Raw genomic sequence first — 14,525 nt, forward strand, 5'->3', positions numbered from 1 at the left:
CGAACGCGAGGCGTTTGACGCTGATCAAATTGTGGTTCGGCAGCCGGCTTAAGATGGCTGACCATGGCCGGAGCGAGGTCATGAGGTAATTCAGGGAAAAGAGACCCATCGCCATGGACGTCGGATCAGGTATCGGTGCTGCGATCGCGATCAATTGCACTGCGCGCGGCGCCCATGCAATTGCGACCTGTATGGCGTCTGCCGTCGGAACCGTGGTCGGCTTCAGTTCGACGCAGACGATCGCATCGGCCCGGCCGGCGATTTCAGAAAATGATGCAGATCAAGGCGCACCACACCGTTTGCGAAGATTTTGATGCGATGTGGAAACCAATCCCAAGCGCTCCGTTTGGTCGCGATCTGGAACTGGCCGTCATCGACGAAGACGGTGAGCACGCGCTCGTGTTTGCCTGCAGAAGGGTGAAGGAAGGCTGGAAGAATGCTGCCAGTGGTGCCCGTCTCGACATCCGGCCGACCCACTGGCGCGATTGGGGTCGGCAAAGGGCCGACACCAGAATTCGCAAACCTTCCGAATTCTCCCCCTAGGGTCTGGACTCCACGATCAACGCCATGCGCACCAGGTGTGACAGGCTGCTCGCCCCCATTTTGCTCATGACATTGGCCCGGTGGATTTCGACCGTACGCGGGCTGATTCCCAGATCGTACGCGATCGTCTTGTTGGGCAAACCGGAAACAAGTCCGTCCAGCACCTGGCGCTCCCGCTCTGATAAGGTGGACAGACGTGTGCGAATATCTAAAGACTGGGGATGCGCCGCGTTCGCTTGGTTCCTGTTGGCCAGTGCGGAGCGGATCGCTCCGATCAGCATCTCGTCGTCGAACGGCTTTTCGATGAAGTCGGCAGCGCCTTCCTTCATGGCCTGAACGGCGAGCGCCACGTCGGCGTGGCCTGTCATGACAATGACCGGAATCGTATGGCCGCGCGTTCTGAGTTGCCGCAGCAGTTCGATACCGTCTATCCCCGGCATGCGCACGTCGGTAACAATACACCCGTCGAGATGGCCAGTCGCCGTCGAGAGAAAAGCGGTGGCCGATTCGTGCAGGCGTACAGCGAAATCGGCTGTCGCCAGCAGAAAGCCGAGAGATTTGCGAACATCGACATCGTCGTCGACGACGTGCACTAGGTCATTGCCGGCCATTTGTGATCTCGTCTTTCTCAACTATGCGCAAGGTAAACCGAAAAGCGGTGCCGCCCATAGGCATTGCCTCGGCCCAGATGTGACCGCCATGCGATTCGACAATGGTGCGACAAATGGAGAGGCCGACTCCCATGCCCTGCTTCTTTGTGGTCACAAATGGCTGGAAAAGCTGTGCCGAAACCTCCGGGGCAAGACCCGGGCCCGTATCGATTACGCTCACCTCGGCCATGCCATCGTCCCGGGCGACCGTTCTGATCGTCAATTCGCGGCGCGGCGCGTCTTGCATCGCCTCGACGGCGTTGCGCATCAGATTGAGAAGAACCTGCTGAATCTGAATGCGGTCGGTCAAGACCAGTTCCGCGGCCGGATCGAGCGTGTAGCTGACCTGGACATTGATCTCCCTTGCACCGACCAGCGCGAGCGACGACGCTTCCTCGATCAGCGCCGGCAGTCGTTCGACCTGACGCTCGCTTTCGCCCCTGGCGACAAAATCGCGCAGATGACGAATGACATCTCCTGCCCGCAGGGCCTGCTCGGCCGCTTTTTCCACTGCATCCCGCAGCATCGGCGCATTCTTTTCCTCGCTGCTCTCGAGGAGTCGGCGGCTGCCCTTCAAGTAGTTCGTGATGGCTGTCAGCGGTTGGTTGATCTCATGGGCAAGCGTCGAAGCCATCTCGCCAAGTGCGGTAAACCGCGCCATGTGCAGGAGTTCCTGTTGCTGTTCCTGTATTCGTGCTTCCGCGCGGTGCCGTTCGGTCAGGTCGCGGCAAAAGCCGGTGAAGAAACGACCAGTTCCCGGATTCATTTCTCCAACGGAAAGCTCCATCGGAAAGGTTGAGCCATCCTTGCGGATCCCGGTCACGATGCGTCCGAGCCCTATGATCCGCCGCTCCCCTGTCGCCAGATAACGATGAAGATAGGCATCATGCTCGTCGCGATACGGCGCCGGCATCAGCATTTTGACGTTCTGCCCGATGATTTCGCCCGACTGGTAACCGAACAGCATTTCGGCGGCGGTGCTGAAGGATTGGATACTGCCTTGCTCGTCGATGACCACCATTGCATCGGGCACGGTCGCCAGGATCGAACGCAGATGGTCTTCGCGCAACAGAAGCGCCGCGTTCGCGAAAGAGAGATCGCTGACATCCGCGCCTTCAATGAAGATGGCAGTTATTCGGCCATCGTCGGCCCTGATCGGCTGATAGACATAATCCAGGATACGCTCTTCAATTGGCCCATCGCGGTTGTTGCGAAGACCGATCTTCACGCCTTTACCCCTGTATGGCTCTCCGGTCGAGTACACACTGTCCAAACGCTCGAGGAATTGGTGTCCCTCAAGTTCGGGAAAGGCCTCGCGCGCCGACTTCCCAATAACTTGCCGGTCGCCGACAAGTCGCTGGTAGGCGGCATTGGTCAGCACGAATACATGGTCGGGCTCGCGTATGAGCGCCATGAATCCCGGAGCCTGATCAAACATTTGCGACAACAGTGATTTCAGTGTCGTGCCGCCAGGCGACAAACTGAGTGCTTCGTCTTGGATCACCTGCGGTTCCTAGGCTCGAGACACATCAAAGAAAACCTAACTATCACTTCCCCGTTCAGAGGCAAAACGGAACGAGACCAATGGATTTGCCTGAATGCAATTGGACGGTTGTTTGACGCGCATCAAGGAAGCCAGCGCCCGTGAATGCAATTCATGGCATTCGAATCGCTTCAGTGAAAGGTGCGTCCAATGTCCTACAAGTCAATAATCGTGAACCTTGCCGTCGATGCGCCTCCTGCTGCCATCGTGAAGGTGGGTATCGAGCTCGCGCAACGTTTTGGAGCCCATCTCATCGGTCTGGCGGCGGCGGATGTTCCGCCTTTGGTCGCCACCGGCGACGGCATGGTCTACGAAGGCGAGGTCATGCAAATCCAGCGAACCGAGATCGAAAAGCGGCTTGCCGAATTGCGTGCCGAGTTCGAAGGCCTGGTTCCGGCTTCGATCACAAGCGAATGGGGACAAGCCGTCTGCAGTCCGACCCGGTTCCTCAGCGTTTTCGCCCGCGCAGCCGACCTTGTCGTGACCGGCGAGTCGGGAGACAACGTGTTTCGTGCCGTGGATCTTGGCAGCCTGGCGCTCGGCATCGGCCGGCCAGTCCTGGTCACGGGCACCAACGTGGAACACGTCCGCGCCAAAACGGTCCTGGTTGCCTGGAAAGATACCAGGGAGGCGCGGCGGGCGATGGCAGATGCCTTGCCCTTCTTGGCCAACGCCAATGAGGTTGTCGTCGCCACGATCGCAGCCAAAGGCGACGACAGCGTTCGTGATAGCCTCGCCGATGTGGCCGTCTATCTCGAGCGCCATGGCATTATGGCCCGGACGGAACTGATAACCGGTGAAGTCGATGGCGAGCAGTTGGTGACATTCGCACGCTCGATCCATGCCGACATGATCGTCTCGGGCGCTTATGGCCATAGCCGCCTGCGCGAATGGGCGTTTGGCGGCGTCACCCGCACGCTGATCGAAGAGAGCAGCATCAACCGCTTCCTGTCATACTGATGGCATCGAATATCGTGCCCCCTGGCGTGGACCAACAATCCGCCACCGCGGTCGCAGAACCCTATTGGTCGATCAGCAGCGAGGAGCTCGTGCGACGTCTGGCGACGTCCGCCACGTCGGGGCTGGCAGGGCCCGAGGCCGCCTCGCGGCTCGCCAGATACGGCGCAAATACTCCGGCGTCGAAGTCAAGCACGTCGGCGCTTGCTGTGTTCGTTCGCCAGTTCCGGAGCCCCCTTGTCCTGATCCTGATCTTCGCAGCCAGCGTTTCGGCCTTCGTCGGCGAAGGTCAGGAGGCCACAATCATCGTCGCGATCGTACTGGCGAGTTGCGTTCTCAGCTTCACCCGGGAATATGGGGCGTCGCGAGCGACAGAGGCACTCAAACAGCGTATCTCGCGCAAGGCTATCGTGCTGCGCGATGGCGTCGAATCCTCCGTTTCTGCTGAAGAAATCGTGCCGGGGGATCTCATCCGGTTGTCGGCCGGAAACCTCATACCTGCCGACGGCATCATCCTTGACGCGCGCGACTTCAACGTCAGCGAGGCCGTGCTGACCGGCGAAACCTTCCCCGTCTTGAAGATGGCGGGGCATTCAGACCCTGATGCCTCCGTCGCCGAACGCAACAATGCGGTGTTTACCGGCACATCCGTGCGCAGCGGCACTGCAACCGTGCTTGCGGCAGCGACCGGCGCCCGCACAGAATTCGCTTCCATCGCCGCGGCACTGGAGCGGCAAATCCCGGAAACGGGTTTTGCCCGAGGGATCAGGTTGTTTGGTTATCTGATGACAGAGATCATGCTGGCGATTGTCATCATGGTGTTTTTTGCCAACCTGATGCTGCATCGTCCGCTGATTGAATCGCTGTTGTTTTCGCTGGCACTCGCGGTCGGCCTTACACCGGAACTGCTCCCGGCCATTATCAGTGTAACGCTTGCTCGAGGCGCGCGCGCCATGGCTGCCAATGGCGTTATCGTGCGGCGGCTCGATGCCATCGAGAATCTCGGCAGCATGGATCTTTTGTGCACCGACAAGACAGGAACGCTGACGGAAGGTGTGATCCGCCTCGACGGATGGTTCGATGTCGATGGCAATCGGTCAGAGGAGATCCTTCTTTGGGCCCGGCTCAACGCCAGCCTGCAGACCGGACTGAAGAACCCGCTGGATGAAGCGGTTGCCGGGACCCCGGGTGGGAACGCGTCATTGGGTGCTTTCACGAAGGTGGACGAAGTGCCCTACGATTTCATTCGCAAGCGCCTCTCCGTCGTTGTGCGGAGCGAGGACACCGGCGATCTCCTGATCACCAAGGGCGCGGTACAAAATGTTCTCGAAACCTGCAGCGTTGTCTTCACAGCGAAAGGCCTGGAACCTCTCGAAGACGCGCACCGTGCGGTGATCGACAAGAAGTTTCGGCTCTGGAGTTCGGACGGCTATCGGGTTCTGGGGCTAGCGACGCGTCGGTTTGAAAGCCGAAGTGCCTATGGCAGGAAGGACGAGGTCGATCTCGCCTTCGCCGGCTTCCTGCTTTTCCTCGACCCGCCCAAGGAAGGCGTAAAGAACACGCTTGCCGAACTCGCCCGTCGCGGCATCGCGGTGAAGGTCATTACGGGCGACAACCGCTACATTGCCGCCCATCTTGCCCAAGCGGTCGGCTTGCGCATCGCTCGGATCATGACCGGAGAGGATCTGTCGAAGCTGACCAAGAGCGCGCTGTTTGCGGGCGTTCAGGACGCCGATCTCTTCGTCGAGATCGACCCCAACCAGAAAGAACGCATCGTCCAGGCCCTGCGGAGCAGGGGCCATGTCGTTGGCTATCTTGGCGACGGCATCAATGATGCCCCCGCGCTTCATGAGGCCGATATCGGGGTGTCCGTCGACACCGCATGCGATGTCGCGCGCGAGGCCGCCGATATCATCCTCCTCAAGCAGGACCTCGCCGTGCTGGTGCGCGGCGTCGACGACGGCCGGAAAACCTTCGCCAACACCATGAAATACATCTCGATCACCACCAGCGCCAACTTCGGCAACATGATCAGCATGGCCGTCGCCTCGCTGTTCCTGCCTTTCCTGCCGCTTCTGGCAAAGCAGATCCTGCTCAACAATTTCCTTTCCGACGTTCCCTCACTCGCCATAGCCAGTGACAACGTCGATCAAGACCAACTGCGACGGCCTCGCCACTGGGACATCGGCTTCGTGCGACGGTTCATGATCAGCTTTGGCCTTGTGAGCTCGCTGTTCGACTTCGCAACCTTCGCCTTCCTGCTTCTGTTCGCGCACGCCACGGCCGCCACGTTCCAAACCGCCTGGTTTGTCGAATCCTTGCTGACGGAGCTCGCCATAGTGCTCATAGTGCGCACGCATGGGGCTTTTTGGGCGAGCCGCCCAAGCCCCTTGCTTGCCTGGCTGACGCTGGCCGTCGGATTTGTCGCGGTCGCGATCCCCTATCTGCCGTTCGCGCCATGGTTCGGCTTTGTACCGCTGCCGCTACCGGTGCTGGCCGGACTTGCCGTCATCACTGCACTCTATCTGTTGGCGTCGGAGGCGACCAAGCGCTGGTTCTTTGATCGTGGCCGGCCCGGAGGACACAAGTCGATTTTTGCGAAGCTTCGCAAAAGCAGGAAAATCCTCGGCTCTCAATACTGAATTGCCTTGCGGGACCAAGCTCAGTGAAGGCGCCAATGAAGTCGTCTGGAGGGGAGGTGATCTCGGCGATGGCGAATATGACGAATTCGTCTTTCGCGGCTACCTGTCCTCGGAGCTCAAGGTCGGCGGCATGCTCTATTTTCCGGTTATCCAGGGATGTCCGGAAGGCAAAGTTGAGCGACGGATCGAAATCCCCGCTGCTGGCCAGACAGACGACGATCTCGAACTGCCTGCGCCCACCTCAAGCTGGTGAAGGCGTCATATTGGAAAAAGGAAGAGAGTCAAAAAATGGACAACGTCCGGAGCAAAGAGGTGATCGAAGTGTGGCCAGGCCTGGTTTACCGCGCTGAGGCGGCCAGCGCCGCGAAGGCCGGCAATTCATTGTTGCCGATGCTGATCCTTGGCGTGGCTCTGATTGTCACAGGCGGGACTGTGGTGATGGCCTTCGTCTAGGAGAACATCCCGTGACCATCAGGATAGATAGCAAGAGGCAGCGCGCATGAATGGTATCCAACGAAGCAAGCCAACGGTCATTGTCGACGGCGTCGAGCTTTCCCCGCTTCTCGACGAGACGATGATCCGAAAGGTCGTCCACGGTTTTTACGATGAAATCCGCCGCGACCCGCTTCTTGGCCCCGTTTTCAATGCAGCCATCAGAGCGGAGGCGTGGCCGTCGCATCTGGCGAAGATGTGTGATTTCTGGTCGGCCACACTGCTGAGAACCTCTCGTTACGCGGGGCGGCCGTTGCCGCCGCATCTGGTTATTCCCGGTCTGGGAGAGGAGCACTTCCGGCGCTGGCTTACGTTGTTTCGGGCGGTGGTGAAGCGCATCTGTCCGCCCGACGTCGCTGCAATTTTCATGGCACGGGCGCTCCGCATTGCCCACAGCTTCCGCCTAGCTGTCGCCTTCAACGGAGGCGAGAAGACAGTCCAGATCGAACCGATCATCGAGGACGGCCTTTGACCGCGATTGTGGCTGCGACTCCTGTCCGGCTCTGACGACCTGCAGTCTTGCGTGGACCTTCAGCTCGGCTCAGATCACCAAGAAATTGGAGAGGCTCGGCGTCATCGCAATGCCGACGCCGACGCAGCGTGTGTTGACCGAGATCAATGTGATGTGGCTGCCGGAAGCGCAAAGATTGGCGACACGTGCGGGGAGAAGCCACATGACCTTTCTCGACTATCTGGTTTCAGTTGATGCCAGGACGGCGCTGATGGATCGCATGATGCGGACTCTGGGCGTCGACCGGCAATTGACGGTCGTCGCGGGCCACGCAGCTGTCACCAATCGGGCCGTTAATCGCTGCCGCTGCTGCGGCCATCAAGACGAATGCTCGGCCTGGCTTGACAATCATCACCACGCCGACGAGCCGCCAGCCTATTGCCTCAACAGCGACCTGATCGCCCGACTGCAACACGTGTATGGCAATGGCTAGGTCGTCGAGCTCGCCTCCGGGTCACTGAAGGCGGGTGGCTCATCCCGAATGTGTGGCAATTCATTGGCGGGGCAGGGGCTCTGCCCCAGTCGGAAGAGCCATGATGTTCTGGGTTATAACCCCACTGCTCACACTGGCAGCCCGCTAACAGGCGCTTGTGCCGTTGGCCGGTGGCATTGAGCCCGTTGCATTGGCAGGCGATCACGACCTCAAAGTTTATCGCGATCAGCTTTCTGAACTCGATCGCGACGTGGCGGGTATTCAAGGATTTATTGCGCTTGTCGGTCCACGCGGACCTTTGATTCAGCCCTACTCCGGCGCGGTGGTGGAATGGCTATGATACGAGGATGACGGACAGCGGATCGGCGCAAAACAGATTATCCTGGACAAACCTGACGCCTGCGACGTTTTCAGCGGCGACGATGGCTGCCTGACGCTCGCGTTCGTCGAAAATGGCGCCGTTGAGTTTCACCACGCCCTTCTCCACCGCCACGTTGATCAGCGCTTTGCTAGCCCATTTCTGCGTCGCAAGCTCGGCAATGATGTTCTGTCGTATCCGTAGATCATCGACCGCTGCCTGTTCGGCGTCCGGAAGGACGCCGAACAATGCCCGCAGAATGTCAGAGCGGGTAATGATGCCGGCGACTTTTCCATTGTCCACGATTGGAATGCGTTTGACATGGTGGTGCATCATAAGATCCACGATCTCGGCGAGCCACGCGGCCGGAGATGCTGTGACGACGTTGTCGGACATCACCTCTGCGATCTGTCGACCATTGGCTCGGACATATTCGTCGGCGGCTTTGCCAGGGCTGACCAGCAGCTCCAGCCAGCGCGAGCGCTTCTGTTGAGTGCCCAGTTCTGCTCGCCGCAGGAAATCGCCTTCGCTGACAATCCCCGCCAACGTGCCGTCGCCACGAATGACAGGGAGGCCGCTGATCTCTTTGGACAGCATCAGCCCGGCCACCTCGGCGATGGACGCCGACGGATATGTGCAGATGACTGGCTTGCTCATTATGGCTTCGGCTTGCATGTACGCTCTCCGGAGATATTCCCATTCCCCGGCTTCTTAGATGCCTAATGAGCAGTTGAGCCTTGATCTGAATCATTTTGCCGTCGAGAAAAATGGCCCAAAGCTGGGGCTTCAGATTGCCGCGCGCGTGCTCGTCAACCGGCGACCGCGGCCTTGGCGACATTTACGCCAAGTTCGTAGACAAGCAGTCCACCATAATAGGCCGTCGCAGTGACCAGAATAGCGCCGCCAATTTCGACCAGAGGAATGGCGATCGCGAGCACGCGAGACTCTCGATTTCGCATCCAAAACGCGAGCCTCGCAAGCCCCCAGATCAGGAAGGTGAACGCAGTGACACCCCCCAGGCTTTCATGGATCTCTGCTATGTCACTGCTGAAGCCGGCCGCTTCGGCATGATCGAGGGCAAGTCCGCCATAGAACCAGGTTCCGATGGCGAAAACTCCGGCTGCCAGCGCGACAAAAGCGGAAATCGTCCCCGCGCCAGAACGCTTGGTCACCGCGTTGCGGTGAGCGAGCAACACAATGTCGATTATCACCAGTGTGTAGATGAGAACGATGGGAAAATGCACAAGCATGGGATGGATGTGCTGGGCTGGTATCATAGCGGGAGAATCTCCGGAGGTCAGACGAGAGCTGCGCGGCCTTGCAGGACGCCAGCTGAACGGTGGGCGGGGGGTCATCTGGGGCGCGGCGACAATGACAGATGTCGCGGACAGCCATCGGAAGGTTTAGTCGTCGTCTCCGAGAGCGTCGCCTTCGTCCTCGCCGACGAGAGCGGCTCTTTCGCGGAGGTGGTTGCCATCACATTCGACATCGCCAATACCTTTGATGGCTTTCGTGGCGGTCGTGTCCTGCATCGGTATGGCCTGGAGGTCGATCGGCCCGGGCGGCGTCCCGGAGGATTGCACGCCGCATGACTCTTCGTCGGATGCAGCGGCCGCAGGCAGGGCAAAGCTCGCCAGGCCCGCGAATACCGCCAGCAGAAGCGTGGAATTGCGCATGGTTTCGATATCCTTCTCGACGCGGCCATGATTGGACGCGACGATGCCGATAGACAGCCTTTGCTTGCTGCCGGCTGAGGACGATTGACAGCAGATTGTAAGCTTCGACATGCGACATGCACCGTTCATGAGAGCCATTCTGAAGCGCCTGGCGATAGCAGGGCTGGCCGGGCTTGTCCTGGCCCAGCCGCTCGCCGCTCGCGCCGACGAGGACGACGATGGCGATCATGACCGCGCGAGAGACCTGTACGAGCGTGGTGAAATAAAGGGCTTGGCCAGTATCCTGGATGTCGTTCGCGCGCGGGCTCCAGGCGATATCGTGGCAGTCGATCTGATCCGCAAGGCAAACAAATGGGTCTACCGATTTCAGGTCGTCGACGTCGATGGCCGGCGAAAGGCAGTCGACGTCGACGCCGGTGCCGGTGTGATTATGCGGGACGGAGAGGGTGACTGATGAAGATCCTGCTGGCCGAGGACGAGCCCCGCATAGCAGTCGATATCGAGACTGCCCTCAAGGCGTCCGGAATGGTGGTCGATATCGTGCGGGATGGTGAAGCTGCCTGGTTTGCCGGCGACGTGGAGAACTATGATGCCGCCATTCTGGATCTCGGCCTACCCAAACTCGATGGACTGACGGTGTTGAAGCGCTGGCGGGCCAACGCGCGCCGGTTTCCGGTTCTCATCCTGACCGCAAGGGGCATGTGGACAGAACGCGTGGACGGTATCAATTCCGGTGCAGACGACTATCTCCCCAAGCCCTTCGAGATGGAAGAACTGCTCGCCAGGTTGCGGGCTATCCTGCGGCGTTCGGCGGGCCAGTCAGCACCCGTGTTGAAGTCTGGGCCGCTGGTCTTGGACACGCGCCAGATGCGCATTTCGCTACGCGGCATTCCCATTGCGCTTTCGCCGTTGGAATACCGGTTACTGGCTTTTTTAATGCACCACGCCGGCCGGGTGGTGGCGCCGACCGAACTTGCCGAGCATCTTTACGATTCAGGGAATGATCGCGATCCGAACACGATCGAGGTCATCGTTGCGCGGCTGCGACGAAAGCTCGGCAGCGATGTCATCGAAACGCGGCGCGGGTTCGGCTATCTGATGCCCGATGATGCCGCCTGATGGGCAACTCGATCCGCCTCAGGCTGTGGCTGGCTGCCACGATTTCGGTTCTTGTCGCGCTTGCCATAGCCGGCGCCGGCCTGCGCTATTTGTTCGAACTTCACGTCGAGCGGCGCGTGGTGGGCGAATTGACGGTCGACCTCAACGAACTGATCGGTGCAACGAGCTTCACAAGCGATGGTCGCCTTGTCGTGAGCCCCGTGCTCACCGACCCGCGTTTCGCCAATCCGCTGTCCGGTTATTACTGGCAGGTCGAGAATGTCGCCACTGGCGATCTCGAGCGCTCGCGGTCTTTGTGGGACGCCAAGCTGACGTTGCCTGCCCGGAGCGCAAGCGGTGAGCTGCGAACGGTCGAAGAGTTCCTCGGCCCTGGCGGAGAACTCAGTATTGCGGTCGAGCGTACAATAATCGACGCCTCAGGCCGGTCCTTTCGCGCAATCGTTGCGGAAGATCATCGCACCGTTGCCGTGTCCGTCAGCGAATATGTTCGCGATCTCGCTCCGGCCCTCCTGATGCTCGCGGCAGTTCTGATGGTTGCGTTCTTTATCCAGATTACCATCGGTCTTGCACCGCTGGAAACTTTGCGGGTCGCCGTAAGGAACGTGATCGCGCAAAGAACCGCGAGGCTCGATGTGGCGGCACCAAGCGAGGTGCAGCCGCTCGCTGACGAGATCAATCGCCTTCTCGATGCCCAGGAAAAGGCGCTTGTGCGAGCCCGCTCGCGCGCCACCGATCTGGCGCATGGCCTCAAGACACCGCTGCAAGTGCTGTCGGCCGACATCCGGGCCTTGCGCAAGAAAGGCGAGACGGATCTGGCTGACGATATCGAAAAGAGCGCCGGAGCGATCCGGCGCCATGTCGAGCGGGAGCTCGCGCGCGCGCGCCTTGCACCCGGCGTTTCCGGCAAGGCGTCCTGCCTGGTGTCCGACGTCGCGGCTGGCGTCATTGCCGTCGTCAAACGGACACCAAGCGCCAAACAGCTTTCGTTCAACCTGGATGTCACGGACGATCTTACGGCGCCAATCGACGAAGGCGACTTGTCAGAAATTCTCGGCAATCTGGTCGAGAATGCCGCGCGCTATGCAAAATCGTCAGTTCGTGTGGGTGCATCCACCGCCCGGGACGAGGTGACCGTCAGTGTTGCTGATGATGGCCCAGGTATACCGGATGCCGATCTGGGGTCCGCGCTGTCGCGCGGCGTCCAACTCGACAGCAAGGGCGGCAGCAGCGGTCTTGGCTTGGCCATCGTTTTCGACATCGTCGAAGCCTATGGCGGAAGCCTTGCCATGGCCAACGCCGATCCGGGTCTGGTCGTGACCATTTCCTTGCCGCGACACAATTGAGTGTGCTTCAGGCAAAACCCGGGAAATAGTCGACCTTTATCTTCGAGCGGCGAACACCCATGGCCAACAGCTTCTGGCGCAGCGCCTTGACCATCGCCTGCGGGCCGGAAATGTAGAAAGTGCGCTCTAGGTAGTCGGGTATGGCCAGACGTATCAGGCGCTCGTCGATATATCCGGGATATTGCCCGCGCTCGCCACCGTGCGCCACAGCGTGGATCGTCTTGATACCAAGTTTCTGCCTGGCCGCGTCAAGCACGTCGCGATAAGCGATGTCCTGCTGGCCTTCGGTTCCGTAGAGCATGACGATCGGTCGCCGCTCCTGACGGTCGATGAGATATTGCAGCATTGAGCGGAACGGGGTGATGCCGATGCCTCCGGCCAGGAAAGCGATCTTGGTTCCACGCCGGGCGGGCAGCGTAAAGTTGCCGGCCAATTGCGCGGCATGAATCGTGCTGCCTGGCTTCATGGTCATCAGCTCGCGCTTGAAGGCACTTGATTGCGGATAGAACTTGACGCCGAGACGAACCGTTTCCTCCGTCGGCGCCGAAGCGACCGTGAAATAGCGGCGGTTGCCGCGATTGTCGGCGCGATCGAGACCAAGCGTCCATTCGAGATACTGGCCGGCCTCGAAGGCGAGCTTGCTTGGCGACCGGAAAACGAAGTCAAAGCTGTCGACGGCCGATCGCTCGATGCGTTCCAAGGTCAGCACCAGGCGTCCCTTGGGGCCAGCCGCATAGGCAAACAGGTTGCCGGCAAGCAACGCCAGTTCCGGCGTGAAATAGAACGAACCGATATGGATGTTGGGAGCAAACAGAAAGCCGACGATGGCGGCAAAGGCGATACGCGGCCAACGCATCGTCGGCGCGGTCAGCGGCTCGGTCAGCATCACGAAGGCAAAGAACAGCAAAGGCGACGAACCCAGTGTCTCGGCAAGCGCGGTCCGGTATTGCGAGGGGTCCGTGGTTGCCAGAATGGTCGCCAGCGCCACGACAACGAAGGTCGAGACGAGGTCAAGCCGGCGCAGTTTGCGGACAACAAGCATGCCGCCAACGAGCACGAGTGGAAGCAATGGCAGATTGCCACCAACCCACCAGCTGGCCGGCTGGTCGAGCAGCATCGCTGACAGCGCCACGCCCAGCGCAGCCGGGTTGAAAAGGTGCTTCCGGCCGATGGCGAGAATGAATTTGGATGAAATCGCCCAGACGGCTGCGAATGCCACCGCCGCAATCCCCTTTATGTCCGCAATCGCTACCGGATCGAGGATGAGCGCCAGGATGAGTGCGGTGATGTAGACGGACTCGTTGTTGGCCGGGACTGCGAAGACATGCGCAAAAACCTTGTTGGTGATCCAGCAGGCGGCTAGCGCAAGCGCTGTCGTAAAGGCAAGCGCAATCGGATCATGTGGCACCAGCTTGACGAAGCCGAGCACGAACGCTGCGCCGACCAGCGCCATCAGATAGTAGAGGACCAGCCTGTACATGGTCAGGTGGTCGAGAAATCGGTCGATGGTCTTGATCATGGCAGGCAAAAGGCTCCGAACCCGGTTGTCGGTGTGGCGCGGCCATCGGCGTCGACGAGATAGCCCTCCAGGCCAGGCGTCTGCTCGATGAAGAGAATGCCGTCCCGCCCCATGGCGAAGGCCGCGGTGGCGAAACGATCGGCTTCGAGCACATCGGCGCCGATCACGGTCAGGCTGACGATGTCCTGGATCGGACTGCCAACTCCATGCGGATTGTAGATATGCTGACCGCGGACATAGGTGCCGGAGGTTGCGACACCGCGACCGCGGGGATAGACGATCTTTACGATCTCGTCCGCATTGAAGGGATTGCGGATGCCGACGCTCCAGTCATGGCCCAATGCATTCTTGCCGCAGGATTGGATATCGCCGCCGGCCTCGATGAAGAAATCACTGACGCCGGCCCGTTGAACAATCCCGGCCGCATTGCGGATGGCCCAGCCCTTGACGATGCCGGAAGGGTCGAGCGAACCGTCGGGCTTGCAAATATCGAAGTATCCGTCCGTCTCATTTTTCGTCTGCTTGGCAATGGCCAGCACTTCCATCATCTCGCTGCTCCAGTCGACGACCGGAACGTCGCCGCGGTTGATGGCCGCGATCTCGCTGTCGGCCCGGTACGTGCTGAAGCGCCGGTCGATATGCTCGAAATAGCCGAAGACCGTATCGACCAGCTCACCGGCCGACGTGCCACCGATGTCGACCGTGATCGGCATGCCCATCAAAATTCGCGTGTCGCGCA

At 60.0% G+C, this 14,525-nt stretch carries 19 protein-coding genes; 11 read left to right on the forward strand and 8 right to left on the reverse strand.

The annotated features are described in order from the left end of the window. Positions 1-270 precede the first annotated feature (270 nt). Entirely contained in the window at positions 271-543 is a 273-nt protein-coding gene (locus tag LB543_RS05750; RefSeq protein ID WP_318012955.1) for a hypothetical protein, read from the forward strand. Here LB543_RS05750 and fixJ read toward each other — a convergent pair. Next, positions 540-1,154, reverse strand: a complete 615-nt coding sequence (gene fixJ / locus LB543_RS05755; RefSeq protein WP_224597107.1) for a response regulator FixJ — start codon at positions 1,152-1,154, stop codon at positions 540-542. The two genes, LB543_RS05750 and fixJ, sit on opposite strands and share 4 nt — an antisense overlap. Next, on the reverse strand, positions 1,141-2,697 hold the full coding sequence (locus LB543_RS05760; protein WP_224613380.1) for a PAS domain S-box protein: 1,557 nt from the start codon (positions 2,695-2,697) through the stop codon (positions 1,141-1,143). The genes fixJ and LB543_RS05760 overlap by 14 nt, the downstream gene beginning before the upstream one ends. 189 nt (positions 2,698-2,886) lie before the next feature. On the opposite strand from LB543_RS05760, the gene LB543_RS05765 reads away from it, so the two are divergent. Genes LB543_RS05765 through LB543_RS05785 form a run of 5 tightly spaced genes read left to right on the forward strand, consistent with a single transcriptional unit; the run spans position 2,887 to position 7,299 of the window. Continuing rightward, a complete protein-coding gene (locus LB543_RS05765) occupies positions 2,887-3,696 on the forward strand; it encodes a universal stress protein (protein ID WP_224613381.1) in 810 nt (269 codons plus the stop codon). After that, entirely contained in the window at positions 3,696-6,335 is a 2,640-nt protein-coding gene (gene mgtA / locus LB543_RS05770; RefSeq protein WP_224613382.1) for a magnesium-translocating P-type ATPase, read from the forward strand. Before LB543_RS05765 ends, mgtA begins: the two co-directional genes overlap by 1 nt. Beyond that, positions 6,289-6,588 (forward strand): DUF1775 domain-containing protein, encoded by a 300-nt coding sequence (locus tag LB543_RS05775; protein ID WP_411908740.1) that lies wholly within the window; start codon positions 6,289-6,291, stop codon positions 6,586-6,588. Before mgtA ends, LB543_RS05775 begins: the two co-directional genes overlap by 47 nt. Positions 6,589-6,623: 35 nt before the next feature. Further along, positions 6,624-6,788 carry a hypothetical protein gene (locus tag LB543_RS05780; protein WP_224613383.1) on the forward strand — a complete coding sequence of 55 codons (165 nt, stop codon included), beginning with the start codon at positions 6,624-6,626 and terminating at the stop codon, positions 6,786-6,788. Between the two features lie 46 nt (positions 6,789-6,834). After that, positions 6,835-7,299 carry a group III truncated hemoglobin gene (locus tag LB543_RS05785; RefSeq protein WP_224613385.1) on the forward strand — a complete coding sequence of 155 codons (465 nt, stop codon included), beginning with the start codon at positions 6,835-6,837 and terminating at the stop codon, positions 7,297-7,299. A gap of 69 nt (positions 7,300-7,368) precedes the next feature. Here the strand turns inward: LB543_RS05785 and LB543_RS33855 are convergent, their stop codons facing one another. Next, complete coding sequence (locus LB543_RS33855; RefSeq protein ID WP_263498604.1) at positions 7,369-7,503, reverse strand: hypothetical protein; 135 nt, start codon at positions 7,501-7,503, stop codon at positions 7,369-7,371. Between LB543_RS33855 and LB543_RS05790 the strand changes: the two genes are divergently transcribed. Both LB543_RS05790 and LB543_RS05795 read left to right on the forward strand, forming a co-directional pair. Then, positions 7,502-7,771: a DUF6455 family protein gene (locus LB543_RS05790; protein WP_224613386.1), complete on the forward strand. Its 270-nt coding sequence runs from the start codon at positions 7,502-7,504 to the stop codon at positions 7,769-7,771. The two genes, LB543_RS33855 and LB543_RS05790, sit on opposite strands and share 2 nt — an antisense overlap. Before the next feature lie 163 nt (positions 7,772-7,934). Further along, a complete protein-coding gene (locus LB543_RS05795) occupies positions 7,935-8,111 on the forward strand; it encodes a hypothetical protein (RefSeq protein ID WP_224613387.1) in 177 nt (58 codons plus the stop codon). Here LB543_RS05795 and LB543_RS05800 read toward each other — a convergent pair. The 3 genes from LB543_RS05800 to LB543_RS05810 form a co-directional block, all read right to left on the reverse strand. Beyond that, the gene (locus LB543_RS05800) at positions 8,106-8,804 is read right to left on the reverse strand and encodes a CBS domain-containing protein (protein WP_224613389.1); all 699 of its coding nucleotides are present in this window, start codon (positions 8,802-8,804) and stop codon (positions 8,106-8,108) included. The two genes, LB543_RS05795 and LB543_RS05800, sit on opposite strands and share 6 nt — an antisense overlap. A gap of 134 nt (positions 8,805-8,938) precedes the next feature. Beyond that, positions 8,939-9,406, reverse strand: coding sequence for a DUF2231 domain-containing protein (locus tag LB543_RS05805; RefSeq protein WP_224613391.1), 468 nt, complete (start codon positions 9,404-9,406; stop codon positions 8,939-8,941). A gap of 126 nt (positions 9,407-9,532) precedes the next feature. After that, entirely contained in the window at positions 9,533-9,805 is a 273-nt protein-coding gene (locus tag LB543_RS05810; protein WP_140760934.1) for a hypothetical protein, read from the reverse strand. Between the two features lie 127 nt (positions 9,806-9,932). Here LB543_RS05810 and LB543_RS05815 point away from each other — a divergent pair, with 127 nt between their 5' ends. The 3 genes from LB543_RS05815 to LB543_RS05825 are packed head-to-tail and all read left to right on the forward strand — an operon-like array spanning position 9,933 to position 12,267. Further along, positions 9,933-10,259 carry a PepSY domain-containing protein gene (locus LB543_RS05815; RefSeq protein WP_140760932.1) on the forward strand — a complete coding sequence of 109 codons (327 nt, stop codon included), beginning with the start codon at positions 9,933-9,935 and terminating at the stop codon, positions 10,257-10,259. Further along, complete coding sequence (locus LB543_RS05820) at positions 10,259-10,924, forward strand: response regulator transcription factor (RefSeq protein WP_140760930.1); 666 nt, start codon at positions 10,259-10,261, stop codon at positions 10,922-10,924. The genes LB543_RS05815 and LB543_RS05820 overlap by 1 nt, the downstream gene beginning before the upstream one ends. After that, the gene (locus tag LB543_RS05825; protein WP_224613392.1) at positions 10,924-12,267 is read left to right on the forward strand and encodes a sensor histidine kinase; all 1,344 of its coding nucleotides are present in this window, start codon (positions 10,924-10,926) and stop codon (positions 12,265-12,267) included. Before LB543_RS05820 ends, LB543_RS05825 begins: the two co-directional genes overlap by 1 nt. 7 nt (positions 12,268-12,274) lie before the next feature. Here the strand turns inward: LB543_RS05825 and LB543_RS05830 are convergent, their stop codons facing one another. Then, positions 12,275-13,786 (reverse strand): FAD-dependent oxidoreductase, encoded by a 1,512-nt coding sequence (locus LB543_RS05830; protein ID WP_224613394.1) that lies wholly within the window; start codon positions 13,784-13,786, stop codon positions 12,275-12,277. Continuing rightward, the gene (locus LB543_RS05835; protein WP_224613395.1) at positions 13,783-14,505 is read right to left on the reverse strand and encodes an FAD:protein FMN transferase; all 723 of its coding nucleotides are present in this window, start codon (positions 14,503-14,505) and stop codon (positions 13,783-13,785) included. Before LB543_RS05835 ends, LB543_RS05830 begins: the two co-directional genes overlap by 4 nt. Between the last annotated feature and the right edge of the window lie 20 nt (positions 14,506-14,525).

Source organism: Mesorhizobium sp. ESP7-2, from assembly GCF_020164715.1.
Classification (GTDB): domain Bacteria; phylum Pseudomonadota; class Alphaproteobacteria; order Rhizobiales; family Rhizobiaceae; genus Mesorhizobium.